Source organism: Lysinibacillus sphaericus, from assembly GCF_006864135.1.
Lineage (GTDB): Bacteria > Bacillota > Bacilli > Bacillales_A > Planococcaceae > Lysinibacillus.
In genome coordinates this window covers 191,584-207,024 of the sequence record NZ_SADV01000009.1, presented here as the reverse complement: position 1 = coordinate 207,024, position 15,441 = coordinate 191,584, and the positions used below count along the sequence as shown (strand labels likewise).

Annotated in this window: 13 protein-coding genes and 2 pseudogenes; 11 read left to right on the top strand and 4 right to left on the bottom strand. The window is 38.9% G+C overall.

What is annotated here, in order from left to right; all coding sequences use genetic code 11:
* Positions 1–438 (top strand): IS30 family transposase (locus C7Y47_RS13365; RefSeq protein ID WP_142509085.1); only part of this gene is annotated, 438 nt, incomplete at its 5' end.
* 12 nt (positions 439–450) lie between these two features.
* Here C7Y47_RS13365 and C7Y47_RS13360 read toward each other — a convergent pair.
* Entirely contained in the window at positions 451–1,119 is a 669-nt protein-coding gene (locus tag C7Y47_RS13360) for a class A sortase (protein ID WP_142509224.1), read from the bottom strand.
* Positions 1,120–1,351: 232 nt separating this feature from the next.
* The gene (locus C7Y47_RS13355; protein ID WP_053484500.1) at positions 1,352–1,537 is read right to left on the bottom strand and encodes a 2-hydroxymuconate tautomerase; all 186 of its coding nucleotides are present in this window, start codon (positions 1,535–1,537) and stop codon (positions 1,352–1,354) included.
* A gap of 165 nt (positions 1,538–1,702) precedes the next feature.
* Here C7Y47_RS13355 and C7Y47_RS13350 point away from each other — a divergent pair, with 165 nt between their 5' ends.
* Complete coding sequence (locus C7Y47_RS13350) at positions 1,703–2,218, top strand: YwhD family protein (RefSeq protein WP_142509223.1); 516 nt, start codon at positions 1,703–1,705, stop codon at positions 2,216–2,218.
* A 345-nt stretch (positions 2,219–2,563) separates the two neighbouring features.
* Here C7Y47_RS13350 and C7Y47_RS13345 read toward each other — a convergent pair whose 3' ends face one another.
* On the bottom strand, positions 2,564–4,618 hold the full coding sequence (locus tag C7Y47_RS13345) for a transglycosylase domain-containing protein (RefSeq protein ID WP_142509222.1): 2,055 nt from the start codon (positions 4,616–4,618) through the stop codon (positions 2,564–2,566).
* Positions 4,619–5,037: 419 nt separating this feature from the next.
* On the opposite strand from C7Y47_RS13345, the gene speB reads away from it, so the two are divergent.
* The gene (speB, locus tag C7Y47_RS13340) at positions 5,038–5,910 is read left to right on the top strand and encodes an agmatinase (protein WP_142509221.1); all 873 of its coding nucleotides are present in this window, start codon (positions 5,038–5,040) and stop codon (positions 5,908–5,910) included.
* Between the two features lie 128 nt (positions 5,911–6,038).
* Here speB and C7Y47_RS13335 read toward each other — a convergent pair whose 3' ends face one another.
* Positions 6,039–6,755, bottom strand: coding sequence for a 3-ketoacyl-ACP reductase (locus C7Y47_RS13335; RefSeq protein WP_142509220.1), 717 nt, complete (start codon positions 6,753–6,755; stop codon positions 6,039–6,041).
* A gap of 166 nt (positions 6,756–6,921) precedes the next feature.
* On the opposite strand from C7Y47_RS13335, the pseudogene C7Y47_RS13330 reads away from it, so the two are divergent.
* The 8 genes and pseudogenes from C7Y47_RS13330 to C7Y47_RS13295 all read left to right on the top strand — a co-directional run bounded on the left by C7Y47_RS13330 (position 6,922) and on the right by C7Y47_RS13295 (position 15,434).
* Positions 6,922–7,326, top strand: a pseudogene (locus C7Y47_RS13330) (winged helix-turn-helix transcriptional regulator).
* A 308-nt stretch (positions 7,327–7,634) separates the two neighbouring features.
* Positions 7,635–8,204, top strand: a complete 570-nt coding sequence (locus C7Y47_RS13325; RefSeq protein WP_142509219.1) for a TetR/AcrR family transcriptional regulator — start codon at positions 7,635–7,637, stop codon at positions 8,202–8,204.
* Positions 8,201–8,959, top strand: a complete 759-nt coding sequence (locus C7Y47_RS13320) for a CPBP family intramembrane glutamic endopeptidase (RefSeq protein ID WP_142509218.1) — start codon at positions 8,201–8,203, stop codon at positions 8,957–8,959. The genes C7Y47_RS13325 and C7Y47_RS13320 overlap by 4 nt, the downstream gene beginning before the upstream one ends.
* 359 nt (positions 8,960–9,318) lie before the next feature.
* A complete protein-coding gene (locus C7Y47_RS13315; protein ID WP_142509217.1) occupies positions 9,319–9,750 on the top strand; it encodes a DUF1934 domain-containing protein in 432 nt (143 codons plus the stop codon).
* Positions 9,750–11,417, top strand: a complete 1,668-nt coding sequence (argS, locus tag C7Y47_RS13310) for an arginine--tRNA ligase (RefSeq protein ID WP_142509233.1) — start codon at positions 9,750–9,752, stop codon at positions 11,415–11,417. The genes C7Y47_RS13315 and argS overlap by 1 nt, the downstream gene beginning before the upstream one ends.
* Positions 11,418–11,890: 473 nt before the next feature.
* Positions 11,891–12,280, top strand: coding sequence for a MerR family transcriptional regulator (locus tag C7Y47_RS13305; protein WP_255505168.1), 390 nt, complete (start codon positions 11,891–11,893; stop codon positions 12,278–12,280).
* Positions 12,273–13,765: pseudogene (locus tag C7Y47_RS13300) on the top strand (class I adenylate-forming enzyme family protein). Before C7Y47_RS13305 ends, C7Y47_RS13300 begins: the two are co-directional and overlap by 8 nt.
* Before the next feature lies 1 nt (position 13,766).
* A complete protein-coding gene (locus tag C7Y47_RS13295; RefSeq protein WP_142509215.1) occupies positions 13,767–15,434 on the top strand; it encodes an acyl-CoA dehydrogenase family protein in 1,668 nt (555 codons plus the stop codon).
* The last annotated feature ends 7 nt before the right edge of the window (positions 15,435–15,441 follow it).

The window sequence follows — 15,441 nt, the reverse complement described above, 5'->3', positions numbered from 1 at the left end:
GGACGTGGGAAAGCAAAAGGTTGTGTAGCAACATTTATTGAGCGAATGACACGGTGGTATGTTGGCTTTTTGATACCGGATCGCTCAGCTCAATCAATGGAAAGAGCAGTACGTCTACTTCATACTAAATTACCCAAAGGCGCTATAAAAACAGCCACAACAGACCGAGGTAAAGAATTTAGCTGCTATAAAGTGTTAGAAAATAACTTGAAAATTGATGTTTATTTTGCGGATGCCTATTCTTCTTGGCAGCGCGGAAGTAATGAAAATGGGAATGGATTACTTCGCGAGTTCTTCCCTAAGAAAACAAATTTTGAAGAAGTATCACCAGAAGAACTAACAGAATCATTAAACTATATCAACAACCGACCAAGAAAATGTCTTGGTTGGAAGACTGCAAACGAGGCTTTTAATGAGCAATTGTTGCACTTAATTTGACAAATCATCATACTAAAAAGTTTCTGGTAGTTTTGCAGGTGCTTGGTCGAATGGATATTGCTCGACAAAATCTGCTTGTACAGCAAGTCGTTTCGTGCCTCTATCAGCGCATGTCACGAGGGTTAAAATAGTTTTATCGGGGATGTCATTAATAACATAAACATCTGTAGCAGCGATAATTTCCTTGATCGTTATTTTGTACTCATAAATATTCGTTAAATCCGTTAAATAAATCGTATCTCCGATGTTCGCCTTGTATAAAGGGCCAAATAAAATATCTTTTTCCTCAAAGTAATGACCTGCTAATGCGTAGTTTCCTTGTCCGAGTTTTTGATTAGGCTTCATAGTGCCTGCTCCAACGGCAAGAGAGGCATTACCAACTCCTTTGACGATAGGAAGTTTCATACCAACACTAGGAACAGCGATACTACCAATGACAGGCATTTTTTTTGCGGTTGTTTGAGCTTTTAAAACTTCTGCAATGGATAAAGATTGCACTGCTTCAAATTCAAAATTGGCATCTGCGTTTTTGTTTTTTTCAATATCGTCTACACTGTAATCAGTTGTATTTAGTTGTTTACTCAAATGAGCGATAATTGCATTTTGAATGGGATTAATAAAAATAAGTAAGAGGCCAACGATGAGCATACAAATGAGTAGTGATAATTTAAATTTATTCATTTCATAGATCACATCCTAGTATTGAAATTACGAGTAACCGATTGAAGGTCGAGTTAAGCCGCAAAAACCGGAGAATCGCCGGTAAAAGGTGAAATTCCGCCGCTAAAAGGCCAAGTTCCGCCGCTAAAACCGAAAAACGAAGCTATTACAGCTTTCCAAACGTGCAAGGCACTATAAGGCTACAATACGTTAAAAATGGGTAGAGCTTTATATGCTCTACCCGTTTTACTCTTTATTTATCGCTAAAGCGCACGCCTGCAACACCGTAATGGTTTTTAGACATTTCTTCGATGAAGACTGTTACATTTTCTGGTGGCGCATTAACTGTACGAGAAACGGCTTCTGTTACTTCTTTTACTAGTGCGCGTTTTTGTTCTTCTGTACGACCTTCAAGCATTTTCACTGTTACGTATGGCATAATATTGCCTCCTTTATTGAATAATGTTGTATAGTGTTTATAAGAAAGTATAAACTTCTTACTTGTATCTAGGCATATGCGCAATGCCAGTGTCGTGTTCATTACGGTGCTAATGCGCTTAACTATGCTTTACTTTTATAATAGCAGAACGGAGGTAGTTAAAGTATGGCAAATGAAGAAAAAGCAAAACAAAAAATGGGCTTTACTATTATTAAAAATGACCCAACAGACGGACATAAGGGATTTGGTATCGGTTCGCTTTCGCTTGAAAACGTATCGCCAGTCATTATCGATATAGAAGAGGGGACGGCATCAGTTGAAATTGGTGCTATGCATGCTCGCAGTGATGTGGAACGAGGTATTAAATTTACGACAGATCGTGCTGATTCAGAAGGTGGGAAATCGTATTGGTTGGTTTGGGTGACGATAGACCATAAAGCGGATGGACCTTACTATGCAGGTGTAACTGCATGTGAAATGGTAGTCAATCGCGAAAAACGTCGAGGCTATAAAATTTTAGCTGATCATGTGAATAAAATGGATAAATCTATGAAGCGTCATATTATTGTTGAACATATGGACGCACCATCTAAAAAGGTGTTAGCTTCTTTCCTAGAAGAGCTTAATCCGGACTTGTGGGCACGTAGTGAGGAGCAATTGCGTCAAGATTTATTTGTTTAATAGACCTACAATGATTGAACAATATGTGACATTTTGCAATCGCTTTCGATATAAGGTTGAAAGTGGATTTGAAACAAAGTAAACTTGATGCAGAGCTTACATTTTAGTAAGCTAGGACGCTTGGTTCTGCGAATGTGATGAGCGCTATGCGGCATTTGAACAACCCAAACCCAAGCCAAATGCCCCATGATGCTCATCTACTTCGCGAACCATAAATAAGAAAAGCTTTCTGTTCCCACGGACACGGCTCCGGGGAAGAGAAAGCTTTTCTTTTTCGTATATGTCTGTACTTTGTCGAGAGCCTTCGTTAATTAAAACGTCTATCTCTGATAAAGGTTCCGCATGTTAATCTTTAAAGATGGAAAATGGAAGCATATTCCAGAATTTTCCCCACGTATTCGTATCGAGAATATCGAAGTTTGAACATTTTTCAGTTGGTACATCTTTCGCATCCATATAAACGAGACGTTGTTTAGGGCAGGCATCTGTTGCTAACTTACCTGATTCAATATCGATGACCGCACCTTTAACGTCTTTAGGCTTTGCAAAATCTTCGTTCTTTGTTCCTTTATTGACAGCCTCCATAAAGTCGATCCAAATTTGCTTTGTAGATGCAGTATCTTCTCTTTCTGTTAGATTTTTTCCTTGGTCATAGCCGTTCCACACGCCAGCAGTTAAGCTAGGTGTAAATCCAATTAACCATTGATCGCTATTTGTAGAGCCAGATTTGGCTGCATACGTATGCGTCATGCGAGAGCGAATGCCAATCCCTGTAGCTGGAGAATAATCACTAAAGACTGGATCGAAAATACCCGTCATCATTTCTGTTAAGATATACGTATTTTCTTTTGATAGAACAGTTTCATCTTCTTTATCAGCTTCTTTATTTTCATAGATGATATCGCCATTCGCATTTTTAATAGAAACAATAGTAGTAGGCGTAGTTTTTTTACCTTGCGATGCTAAAATATTATAAGCATTCGTCATTTCATATAATGTTGTTTCAGTCGTTCCAAGCGCGATGGATAAATTGTCCTTAGTACCGATATTCACGTTGAAGCGATCAGCCATATTATGAAATGCTTTAAATCCAATTTCCTCTAAAGTTTTCACAGCGTAAATATTATCTGAAATAGCGATAGCCTGGGCCATTGACATATCATGGTTTGCAAATTTGCCATTAACATTTTTGGGTGCATATGTGGCACGTCCATGATCATAAGTGAAAGTTGTCTCACCTACATTTAAATAGGTTAAAGGTGTATAACCATTCTCTAAAGCTGCCGCATATAAAATAGGTTTAATGGTTGAGCCTGGCTGACGTTTTGCCTGTGTAACTCGGTTAAATGAACTTGTAGCATAGTCACGACCACCAACTAATGCTGTAACGGCGCCTGTTTTGGATTTCATACTAACAAAAGCAGTTTGAAGATCGTCATTAGGCATATGTTTGGCAACAGCTCCCTCTGCCGCCTTTTGATGTTCTAGATTAAGAGTTGTTTGGATAGTCCAGCCACCTTCACTAATGTCGAGATTTTTCGATTTCAAAATTTCACTAGCCTCTTGCCATGCTACATCAAGGAAAAATGGTGCTACAGATTTTGCTGCAACCCAACTATCATTCTTTAAGACAAGCTTTTCACTTTCTGCACGTGTTTTTTCATCTTGCGTAATAGCACCTTGATCGGCCATCAGTTTTAAAATAACGTGTTGGCGATTAGTTGCTTTATCTAGATTGACAATAGGAGAGTAAATACTTGGACCTTTTGGAATTCCTGTTAACATTGCAGCTTCTGCTAATGTTAAATCTTTTGCTGATTTTCCGAAATAAAATCGACTAGCTGCTTCTACGCCGTACATACCATGTCCGTAGTAAACAGTATTTAAGTAGCCTTCCAATATTTCATCCTTATCATAAAAAACTTCTAATCTATAAGCATACAGTGCTTCATTTAATTTTCGTGTCCATGATTTTTCATGTGAAAGATATAGATTTCGAGCATATTGTTGCGTAATTGTACTTGCTCCTTGAACCTTACCTCCAGCCTTAAGATCAACTAATACTGCACCAGCGATACGAGAAAAATCAAAACCGCTGTGCTTATAATAATCTTTATCCTCAACAGCGACTACTGCTTTTGCTAAATAGGGGGACATCTCATCACGCCCAACCCAATAACGTCGTTCATTCGTAAAGTGATCTCCAATTTGGTTCTCATTTTCATCTAAGAAAATAGAGGCTTTAGGTACGGTTAAAGGTGGGGCACCAGCCACTTGAACATAGACGCGTAAAGCTATAAATGCTACTACAATTGCAGATGTAAAGGCGATAAAGAGGGTAAGTACTTTACGCGTACGCTTTACACGCTTTTGTTTACGTTGATAGCTTTTTCTCTGCATCCGACTTCACCTCGTTTTCTCACACTTGCGTATAGTATGTGTCTGAACATTCATATTTAATCGAAATTATTGGTAAAAACTATTGCACTTTATTCAAAAACATCTATACTTTTTTTGTACTGTTTGAAATGCTAGTGTTCGACAAAAAAACACACATTGTAGATTTTAATCGAATTTTGCTAGACGTTCCAATAATGTATACGAGGATACAAGGATAGAGGTTTCATTACATTCCTGTAAGTCCTTAATAGAGTAATGATAAAAGGTTCATCCTATTGAAGGATTTGAATGACAAAGATGTCATGTCAATAAGGTGATTGGAGTGATGAAGATGGAAGCTCCAGAAACGCCCCAGAAAGGATATCAACTCTAGTGGTAAAAATGAATGTAATAATTTTTTATATAGTGGAGGTTGAGTAATGAGATTTGATGAAGCTTATTCAGGAAACGTTTTTATAAAAAGTCATCCTACATATGAGGATGCTCAGGCGGTCATTTATGGTATGCCAATGGACTGGACAGTTAGTTATCGTCCAGGTTCACGTTTTGGTCCACAGCGTATCCGTGAAGTATCTATTGGGCTTGAAGAATATAGTCCATATTTAGACCGTGAGCTAGATGAAGTGAAATATTTTGATGCGGGTGATATACCGTTACCATTCGGTAATGCACAGCGCTCATTAGATGAAATTGAAAAGTATATCGAGAAGCTTTTAGCAGACGGCAAGATTCCTGTAGGTATGGGTGGCGAACATTTAGTATCGTGGCCTGTTATGAAAGCTGTATCTGCAAAATATGATGATCTAGCAATTATCCACTTCGATGCACATACAGACTTACGTGTGGAATATGAAGGGGAGCCTCTTTCTCACTCAACGCCGATTCGTAAAATTGCTGAACATATCGGACCAAAAAATGTCTATTCATTTGGTATCCGTTCAGGTATGAAGGAAGAGTTTGAATGGGCAAAGGAGAATGGCATGCACATTTCAAAATTTGAAGTGCTAGAACCATTAAAAGAAGTATTGCCGTCTTTAGCAGGACGTAATGTTTACGTAACAATTGATATAGATGTACTTGACCCCGCACATGCACCTGGTACAGGAACAGTAGATTGCGGAGGCATTACATCAAAAGAATTACTAGCGTCAATCCATGCGATTGCAGCAAGTAACGTCAATGTTGTGGGCTTTGACCTAGTTGAAGTAGCACCAATTTACGACTCATCTGAAATGACAGCAAATACAGCTTCTAAATTGCTAAGAGAAATGATTTTGGGCTGGATCAAATAAGAAGGTTCTTCGAAATAAAGCGATTGGAACGGGGTTAGCGATATGCTAGCCCCGTTTTTCTTATCCTTTTCAATATAAAAAAGAAGACGCCATCCAAAGATAGCGCCTTGATATTTCGAATAGTTCTATTAAGGGTTCGTTGACCAAAGTCCAGCATGCTTTAATACAACACGTGGATGAAGTTTTAGCTGAGCAACCATTAAATCTGCTAAATCTTCTGCTTGCATCACTTTTTCCGGATTGCCGTCTGTTAAGTTAAGCTCAACCGCCATATCCGTAGCAACTGTACTTGGCGTTAATGTTGTAACGCGAATGTTTTTCTTACGTACTTCAAGCATTAATGACTCACTTAGTCCGATAACCGCAGCTTTTGAAGCTGAGTATGCGCTTGTAATTGGTGCACCTTTTTGACCAGCTGTTGATGAGATATTAATGATGTCGCCTGTGTTGCGCTCTAACATCTCCGGTAATACAGCACGTGTTGTGTAGTACACACCTTTTACATTGACATCGATAATATTTGTCCATTCTTCAGGTGTTAAGTCCATGAAGTTACCGAATTTTGAAATTCCGGCATTGTTTACTAAAATGTCGATGGCGCCAAGTTCTCCGCGAATAGATTCAACGGCTGTAGTAATAGAGTATAAATCCGCCACATTTGCCACAGCGATTGCAACCTTCACATCATACTGCTTAAGTTCCTCTGCAACTTGTTGTAAATTTTCAAGAGTACGTCCAACAAGACCTACGTGAATACCTTCTTGCGCAAAAGCTACTGCTGTTGCACGTCCGATTCCACGCCCAGCTCCTGTAATTAACGCTACTTTTCCTGCGATTGTTTGCATGTTTTTTTGCTCCTTCGGTTGAGATAATTTTATTTAGACGAAAAAATAGATTAAGATTTGTCTTTAAGACTATCCTCATTTTACTACGGTTTTATACATTGTGAAGAGTGCACTTTTTAGTGCGGAGGTTACTAAAAGTTACTTATACGAAAAGGGAGTTAGCTCTATGTCAGATAAATTAAGAGAAGAGATAAAAGAGAGAATATTAAATAACGATTACCATTGTGAAAAAGAACTTACATTATCAATCATTAGTGGTAAATGGAAGGTCGTTATTCTATGGCATTTAGGCGTCGAAGGACCACATCGTTTCAGTGAGCTTCAAAGACTTTTTCCGAAAATATCACATAAGATATAATCAAATCAATTACGTGAACTGATGGAAGATGGAATTGTTCACCGAGAAGTGTTTCCAGAAGTCCCTCCGAAAGTCGAATATTCCATGACAGAACTAGGGATGACGTTATTACCAATCGTTGAGATGATGTATGAATGGGGGAAAAATAGAATCGATCAAATTAAACAAGAAAGCAATAACGAGGTCATTTCGGAGGATTTAAATTGTCAGTAAAGTTACCGAAAGCAATATGTCAGTCGTAAATACAGGTTAATGTGGGGCTGAAAGCGGGGAGGCATTATGAGGTCACTTTTAGCTTCACCTGTTTTTAAAGTTTGTCTAACATAATCAATTCAGGTATCAATTAATATTAGGAGTTCAAGGACTTCTTGGGAGAACAAAGCTCATTTACAAAGTGAGCTTTTTCTTTTTTCATTTCTTTGGAATTTTTTTGATTAATATCACATATCTTATTGACATAGCCAGGAAAATATTGTTACATTATAGGTAACGGATGTTACCTATTGGAGGAGGCGAATTTTTTGGCACCAAAAGAGCGATTTACAGAGGAAGTTTTAATGGATTGTGCTTTTGAAATGGCTAGGAAGAGTGGCATTGATAGTGTGAATGCAAGGGACGTAGCAAAAGAGTTAGGTTGTTCGACAAAGCCCATCTTTCGATTATTCACGAGCATGGACGATTTAAAGTATGCAATATATGAAAGAGCCAGCAATCTTTATAATGAAAGAATGTTTAAGGGTTTGCAAGAAAGTTCTTTTTTTGGAATGGGGTTAGCTTATATTAACTTTGCTCGCGAGGAAAAAAAGTTATTTGAGCTATTATTCCTATCCAATAAATATAAAATCTCAAGCTTTTCGGATTTAATAAATGACGTAGAAAACCAAGGAATTATAGCGCTAATTTCTAAATTAACGGGATTAACTGAAACCTCTGCTAAATCTTTATTCATCGATATATGGTTAACTACGCATGGGATAGCAACAATGTGTGCGACGAATACTTGCGATTTAGATAGCTCGGAAATTGAGGGTATTTTAAAAGATGTTTTTGAAGGTGTAAAACTAAAATTATTGAATGGAGAAAATAAATGAAAATGAAAAATTCACCTATTTTTTTATCGATATTATTTACTTTACTTGCACTTGTTTTTCCTACCATAGCCGGTGTAATTATAGCTGTCAAAAATATAAGTAGCATAAGTTCTATATTTTTAATTCAATTTATCTTCACTGCAAGTGGTGTTCTAGTTACTCTTTGGATCATGAGAAAAAGTAAATTCTCTTTCAAAGATTTCGGGTTTAGAAGATTTAAAGCAGAGGCTTGGATGGTTGTTATCGTTATTTTTGAGCTGGTTGCATTTTTTAATGGTATTACAGATCAAGATGGTTTTTCTGCGCAATACGTATTTATTTTGCTTCTATTTGTTATTGCCGTTGGTCTTTGTGAAGAGTTTATTTTCCGTGGCCTAATTTTTAAATATTTATCAGCGAAAGGGCTTAAAACGGCTATTATAGGCTCCTCTATTTTGTTTGGAATTGGACATCTTGCACATTTAGGTGCCGGTCAGGATTTTTTATTGACATTACTACAAGTAGCTTTTGCATTCCTCTTTGGGTTAGTTTGTGCAGAAATTGTTGCAAAGACAAAAAGTATTATTTTCCCGATTGTCTGGCACGCGATTCATGATTTTATTGGATTCTTGACCGAAGGTGAGCCGAATGTTCTTGCTGTTTCTATTTATATCTTTCATTGTCTAGTGTTAATTGGTCTCGCAATTTATTTCTGGAGAGCTTTATTTCCTAAAAAGGATGTTATGAAATTGAAAAATCCTGAGAGTTACGTTTAAACACGACATATCAAAAGGCATCTACTCATTCATTTGAGTGGATGCCTTTTTGGCTAGTCTCCTTAAGTCAAATTGAATAATAGGCGTTTCAAATATATAAGAGGAAATCCTTCGTTTAGCAGCAGAATTTGTTCAAGTGTTAACATACAGCAACCCTCATTTTAGTAAAAAATGAAAATTCCTACTATATAATATGACTGTAGATTTCCGGGGGATTTGTGTCAATGATAAAATAGTAAATGAATTTTAATAAATTACTGCCACATCGGATAGAATACTTACTTCTACCTTGAAAAAATATGAGGATTCATCCTATAATAAAAAGGTTATAGTAAAAACAATAAAAGGGAGCGTCCATAATGGCGAACGAAGCAAGATCGCAGGTGAACATTAAGCTCATTTCTAAGATTCATCCGATTGATGGGGAGTCTGAAAGTTATGAAATGTGGCTGACAGGGCAGCTACTTGAAAAAGCAGGAAGCATATATTTGAAATATGAAGAGGTGCAGGAGGATAAAACCATCCGCACAACTATGAAGCTAGGCAATGAACAGGCATTAATTATGCGTAATGGAGCAGTAAAAATGCGATTACCACTTAACATAATTGAACAACAAATGGGTCATTATGAGAGTGATTTCGGTTCAATGCCACTCGTCATTGACACGAAAGAAATGACATTTACAAAGCAGGCAGTAAGCGGAGATTTCCATGTACAGTACGATTTACTAATGGGTGGGCAATCCGTTGGCAATTATACATTAGACATTACATTTACGGAGGTACAATGATGAACGCAGTAGAACAAGTACAACAAGCCATTAAAGCAGCGATTGCACAGGCTGTTGAAAAAGCTGGCTTAGTCGAGGCTGGCACACAATTAAATATTCACCTTGAAACACCAAAGGATAAAGCAAACGGAGATTATGCAACAAATATTGCTATGCAATTAACGAAATTAGCAAAAAAACCACCTCGTGCAATTGCAGAAGCTATTTTGGATAATCTTGACACGGCAGGCACGGATATCGAGAAAATCGATATTGCTGGTCCTGGCTTCATGAATATTACTGTGCGTAAAGATTTCTTATCAGGTGTAGTAAAAGCAGTACTTGAGCAAGGTGCTGATTATGGTCGTTCTAATGCTGGCGCAGGAGAAAAAATTCAAATTGAATTCGTATCTGCGAATCCAACAGGTGATCTACATTTGGGTCATGCACGTGGAGCTTCTGTAGGGGATTCATTATGTAACGTGCTTGATATGGCAGGTTACGAAGTATCTCGTGAGTACTACATTAATGATGCGGGTAACCAAATTAATAATTTAGCGTATTCACTAGAAGCGCGTTATAAGCAAGCTTTAGGAATGGATGCTGAGATGCCGGAGGACGGCTACCACGGTCAAGATATTATTGAAATCGCTGGTAAACTAACAAGCGAGCATGGCGATGCAATTTTAGCAAAATCTGATGAAGAACGTTTTGCATTCTTCCGTCAACATGGTTTAGCGTTAGAATTAGACAAGTTAAAAACAGACCTTGCTAACTTCCGTGTAAACTTTAATGTGTGGTACTCAGAAACTTCACTATATGAAAACGGTAAAATCGAAGTAGCGTTAGATAAACTGAAAGCAAATGGTCATGTATTTGAAGAAGACGGTGCTACTTGGTTCCGTTCAACAACATTTGGTGACGATAAAGATCGCGTGTTAATTAAAAACGATGGTTCTTTCACATACCTGACTCCAGATATCGCCTACCATGAGGACAAAATTGTACGTGGCTTCGATAAATTAATTAATATTTGGGGAGCTGACCACCACGGCTATATCCCACGTATGAAGGCTGCTATTCAGGCGCTTGGCTACGACCGTGATACACTTGAAGTAGAAATCATCCAAATGGTTCAACTTTATAAAAACGGTGAGAAGTTCAAAATGTCTAAACGTACAGGAAACGCTGTTACAATGCGTGAGCTTGTAGAAGAGGTTGGCTTAGATGCAGTTCGTTATTTCTTCGTGAAAACTGCGGGCGATTCTCACATGGACTTTGACCTTGATCTTGCTGTATCTCAATCAAATGAAAATCCAGTGTATTATGCACAATATGCGCATGCACGTATTTCTTCCATTTTACGCTCAGCGAATGAGCAAGGCTTTGCTGCAACAACAGATCATTTAACGCTGTTAACTGCAGAAAAAGAAATTGATTTACTGAAAAAAGTGGGCGACTTCCCGAAAGTGGTAGCAGATGCTGCGAAGCACCGTACACCACACCGTATCGCCAACTACATTCAAGAAACAGCAGCTACTTTCCACAGCTTCTATAACGCTGAAAAAGTGTTAGATGCTTCAAATAAAGAGCTAACAGAAGCTCGTTTAGCCCTTATTACTGCTGTACGTACAACAATTGCCAACGCATTACGCTTAATCGGCGTATCTGCACCGGAAAAAATGTAATAATAATCTTTCTAGCCCCTGGCACGACAATGTGCCGGGGGTTTTTTGTGTTGAAATAGATTTGATAGCTAGAGGTGTTGAATCGACGGATAAAATCCGAAGCTCTTAGCGGCGAAATATTAGGATTTAGCGGCGTTCCTCGCATGGTTAGCGGCGGAATATTAGGATTTAGCGGCGTTCCTTGCATGGTTAGCGGCGGAATATCAGGATTTAGCGGCGTTCCTTCCTTAGTTAGCGGCGCAACTCATCATTTAGCGGCGAAATCAAACACCCTGCAGAATCGACGGAAGAAACAGTCAAAGCGACGGAAAGCCCCACCAAAGCGACGGATAGACCAGCCAAACTGACTAACAGCAACCAATAAATTAATTCAGCTACTTAAAGCGATTATTTTCTGTAAAATTCGGAAATCTTGTTGCGATTTACGTTAGCGTCAATGATATACTGATGGGAAACGGAAAGGGGGGATGGTGTTGAAGACGATTCAAGAAGTGGCTAAGGAGTTTAATGTTTCTACACGGACTATTCGTTATTATGAGGAACTAGGGCTGCTTAATCCTAATCGATCATCTACTAATCAGCGAACCTTTTCAAAAAAAGAATTAGCGAAGCTTAAGCTTATTTTCCGGGGGAAGCGGTACGGTTTTTCACTTGAGGAGATTAAGGAGATGGTGTTGCTGTTTGATTTTGATCGCACGGGCATTCAGCAGTTGGAACGCACGGTCGAATATGGGGAGCAAAAAATTCAAGAGATTGATAGCAAAATAGCAGAGCTTGCACAAATGAAGAGTGAATTACTGCAATTACAAGGCATATTTACAGAAAAATTAGCGACTTTAAAGGGAGAGATGGACGATGAATAGTTCGAATTTGTTAGCACGTAATGCGCGAAAATACCCTATGAGTGAAGCTGTTGTTTGTCAGGGCAGACGTGTGACTTATCGTAATTTAGATGAGCAAGTGACACGTCTTAGTCATGCTTTGTTAGAGCAGGGGGTCTGGCAAGGTGACAAAGTTATTGTTTTTATGCCAAATGTTGTAGAGTTTGTTGTTAGCTATTTTGCTATTCAGCGCATTGGAGCCATTGTCGTTCCGGTAAATGCAAAATTTACGCTGCAAGAGGTCGAGTATGTAGCGCAGCATGCTGATGCTAAAGCTATTCTCGTGCATGAGGCAATTTTTGCAGCAGTCGAAAACATCAAGGTAGTCCCTTTGAAAATCAAAACAGGTCAAGAAAAGGCTGGTTGGCTAAACTATGAAACACTTATTCAACATGCAAGCAGTCAAACAATTGATTGCCAATTGAATGAAGATGATGTTTCAACGATTTTATATACTTCGGGTACAACGGGAAAACCAAAGGGCGTGTTGTTTAGCTATCGCAATATTTTAACTGTAGCGCAAATGATTGCAATAGAAATGGAAGTAAAGCCAGAAAGTCGGATTCTTCTTATGATGCCATTGACGCATTCAGCTCCATTACATTTATTTTTAATGGCAGGAGTACTTGTAGGCTCGACAAATATACTAACGCCAACATTTACAGCTGATTTATTAATAGATTCAATCGAGCAGGAACAGACAACGCATTTCTTCGGCGCACCTGTCGCTTATTTGTTAACTGCCCAAATGCCAAGATTGCAAACGGCTGATATATCATCGATGAAATGGTGGGTTTATGGTGGAGCGCCGTTATCGCAAAATGAAATTCGCTTTATCCAAAAAGCTTTCCGAACGAATAATGTAACCTGTGTCTATGGATTAACAGAGGCTGGTCCAAATGGTTCATTATTGTTTGGTGAAGAGCATGCAACGAAGGCGGGGAGCGTTGGTCGGCGCGCACCACTTGGGGCGGAGCTACGGATTATTAACGACAATGGAGAAGATGTCAGTGTTGGTGATGTAGGAGAAATCGTGATATTCGGTGAGGGTAATATGCTGGGTTATTACAAGGATGATGTTGCTACAAAAGCTGCATTTATAGATGGCTGGCTGAAAACAGGTGACCTAGCTCGCATAGATGAGGACGGCTATATTTGGATTGTCGGGATGTTATTTTTTCAGGCGGTGTGAATATTTATCCGAAAGAAATTGAAGATCGTATGTTGAGCTATGAGGGAATATTTGAAGTTGCTGTAATCGGTGTGCCACATCCGGAGTGGGGAGAAACGGTGAAGGCCGTTTATGCCGCTAAAACGGAAACTGACGAGGATGGACTTAAAGCTTATTTGAAAGAGCATCTTGCGAAATATAAAATTCCACGCATCTTTGAACGTGTGGAAGCGCTACCACGAAATGCATCAGGCAAAATACTAAAACAAACTTTGAAGGGACAAGAGGTGAGATAACATGAAGGTTTTACAGCAGGAAGAAATGAAAACAACAAACTTTTTTAAAGAGAATGATACACTTCATAAAGTTTTAGAAATGATGCTAGATAAAGAGTTTGTGGACTATGCAAAACGTGAGCTAACAGATTTTGGTGAGCTTTGTGCTGGAGATATTGATGTGAGAGCCAAGCATACGGATAGAGAGGGTGAACCTCGATTACAAAGGTATAATGCTTATGGTGAAGAAGTGTCAGAGGTTTGGGTCAATGATGGCTATAAAAGAACAATTGAAGAGACGTACAATACCGGCATTGTTGGCTATGTGCATAAGGATATTCCGCAATTAGGTAGAAAGGGTAACTATGTCTATAGCTTTGCTCAAGGCTATTTACTATCACATGCTGAGCCAGGCTTTTACTGTCCTGTTACTTTAACGATGGCAACGGCTTATCTCCTTGATCATTATGCGAGTGATGAGGTGAAAGCGCGCTTTTTACCACATGTTTGTGCAACAGGAGAGACAGAGCTATATGAAGGGGCTACGTTTTTAACGGAGCGTCAAGGTGGCTCTGATGTTGGAGCGAATGTTGTGAAGGCAAGACAGGACGGCAATCAGTATCGTTTATATGGGGAGAAATATTTTGCATCTAACGCAGGAATGTGTGGAGTAACCATGGTATTGGCACGCATGGAAGGGGCTCAGGCAGGCTCAAAGGGCTTAACTTTATTTGCAGTTCCGTGGCGAAATGAGGATGGCACAGTTAATAATCTCCGCATTCGGCGTTTAAAGGATAAACTTGGCGTTAGAGCAGTACCTTCTGGTGAGGTGGAATTTGATGGTGCGCTAGCTTATGTCGTAGGTGATCCAAATAAAGGAATTTATTATATGCTGGAGGCACTTAATTTATCAAGAATTTGCAATGCGGTTGCTTCTATCGGTATTATGCGCCGTGGATATTTAGAGGCGAAGCATTATGTGACAAATCGTTATGCGTTTGGTAAGCCTTTAACGCAATATCCTATGATTCAGGATACACTAGGGAAATTCGCTGCCAAGCTTCATGTAGAAGTTGCCACAGTTTTTGATCTTATTCAGCTGTACGATAAAGTAACTAGTGGGCGAGGGAATAAAGAAGACATTATTTTAAACCGCTTGTATATTGCGATCATGAAAAAAGAAACGGCAGAGCAAGCTGTACATTATGCTAGTGAAGCCATTGAATTACATGGCGGAAACGGCTATATTGAAGATTTTGTTACACCTCGGTTATTAAGAGATGCACAGGTACTTACTGTGTGGGAAGGGACTGCGAATATTTTAGCTTTAGAGCTCATTCGCTTAGTTGATAAGTTTCATGCGCACGAAATGTTTGTTCGTGTCATGGAAGAACGTCTAGAAAAACTAACTGACAGTCCATTAGTCGAAATTGTAGCGGAGCAATTAGCAAAACTAGATGCAACTTTGCAAACATTTAGCTGTTTAGACGATGCAACGAAAACGTTTGAGGCAAAAAGGGTTGCAGAGAAAATGGCACATTTATATGAAAGTGTTGTAGCTGTCGAATGGGCACAAAGATTCGGCGGCAAATATGAGAAGCTAGCAGATATTTATTTAGAGCACACATGGGCATTACGAGAAATGGGTGCACCAATGAAAACGGTACAGTATTTTTCAGATATAGTCTAACTTATTT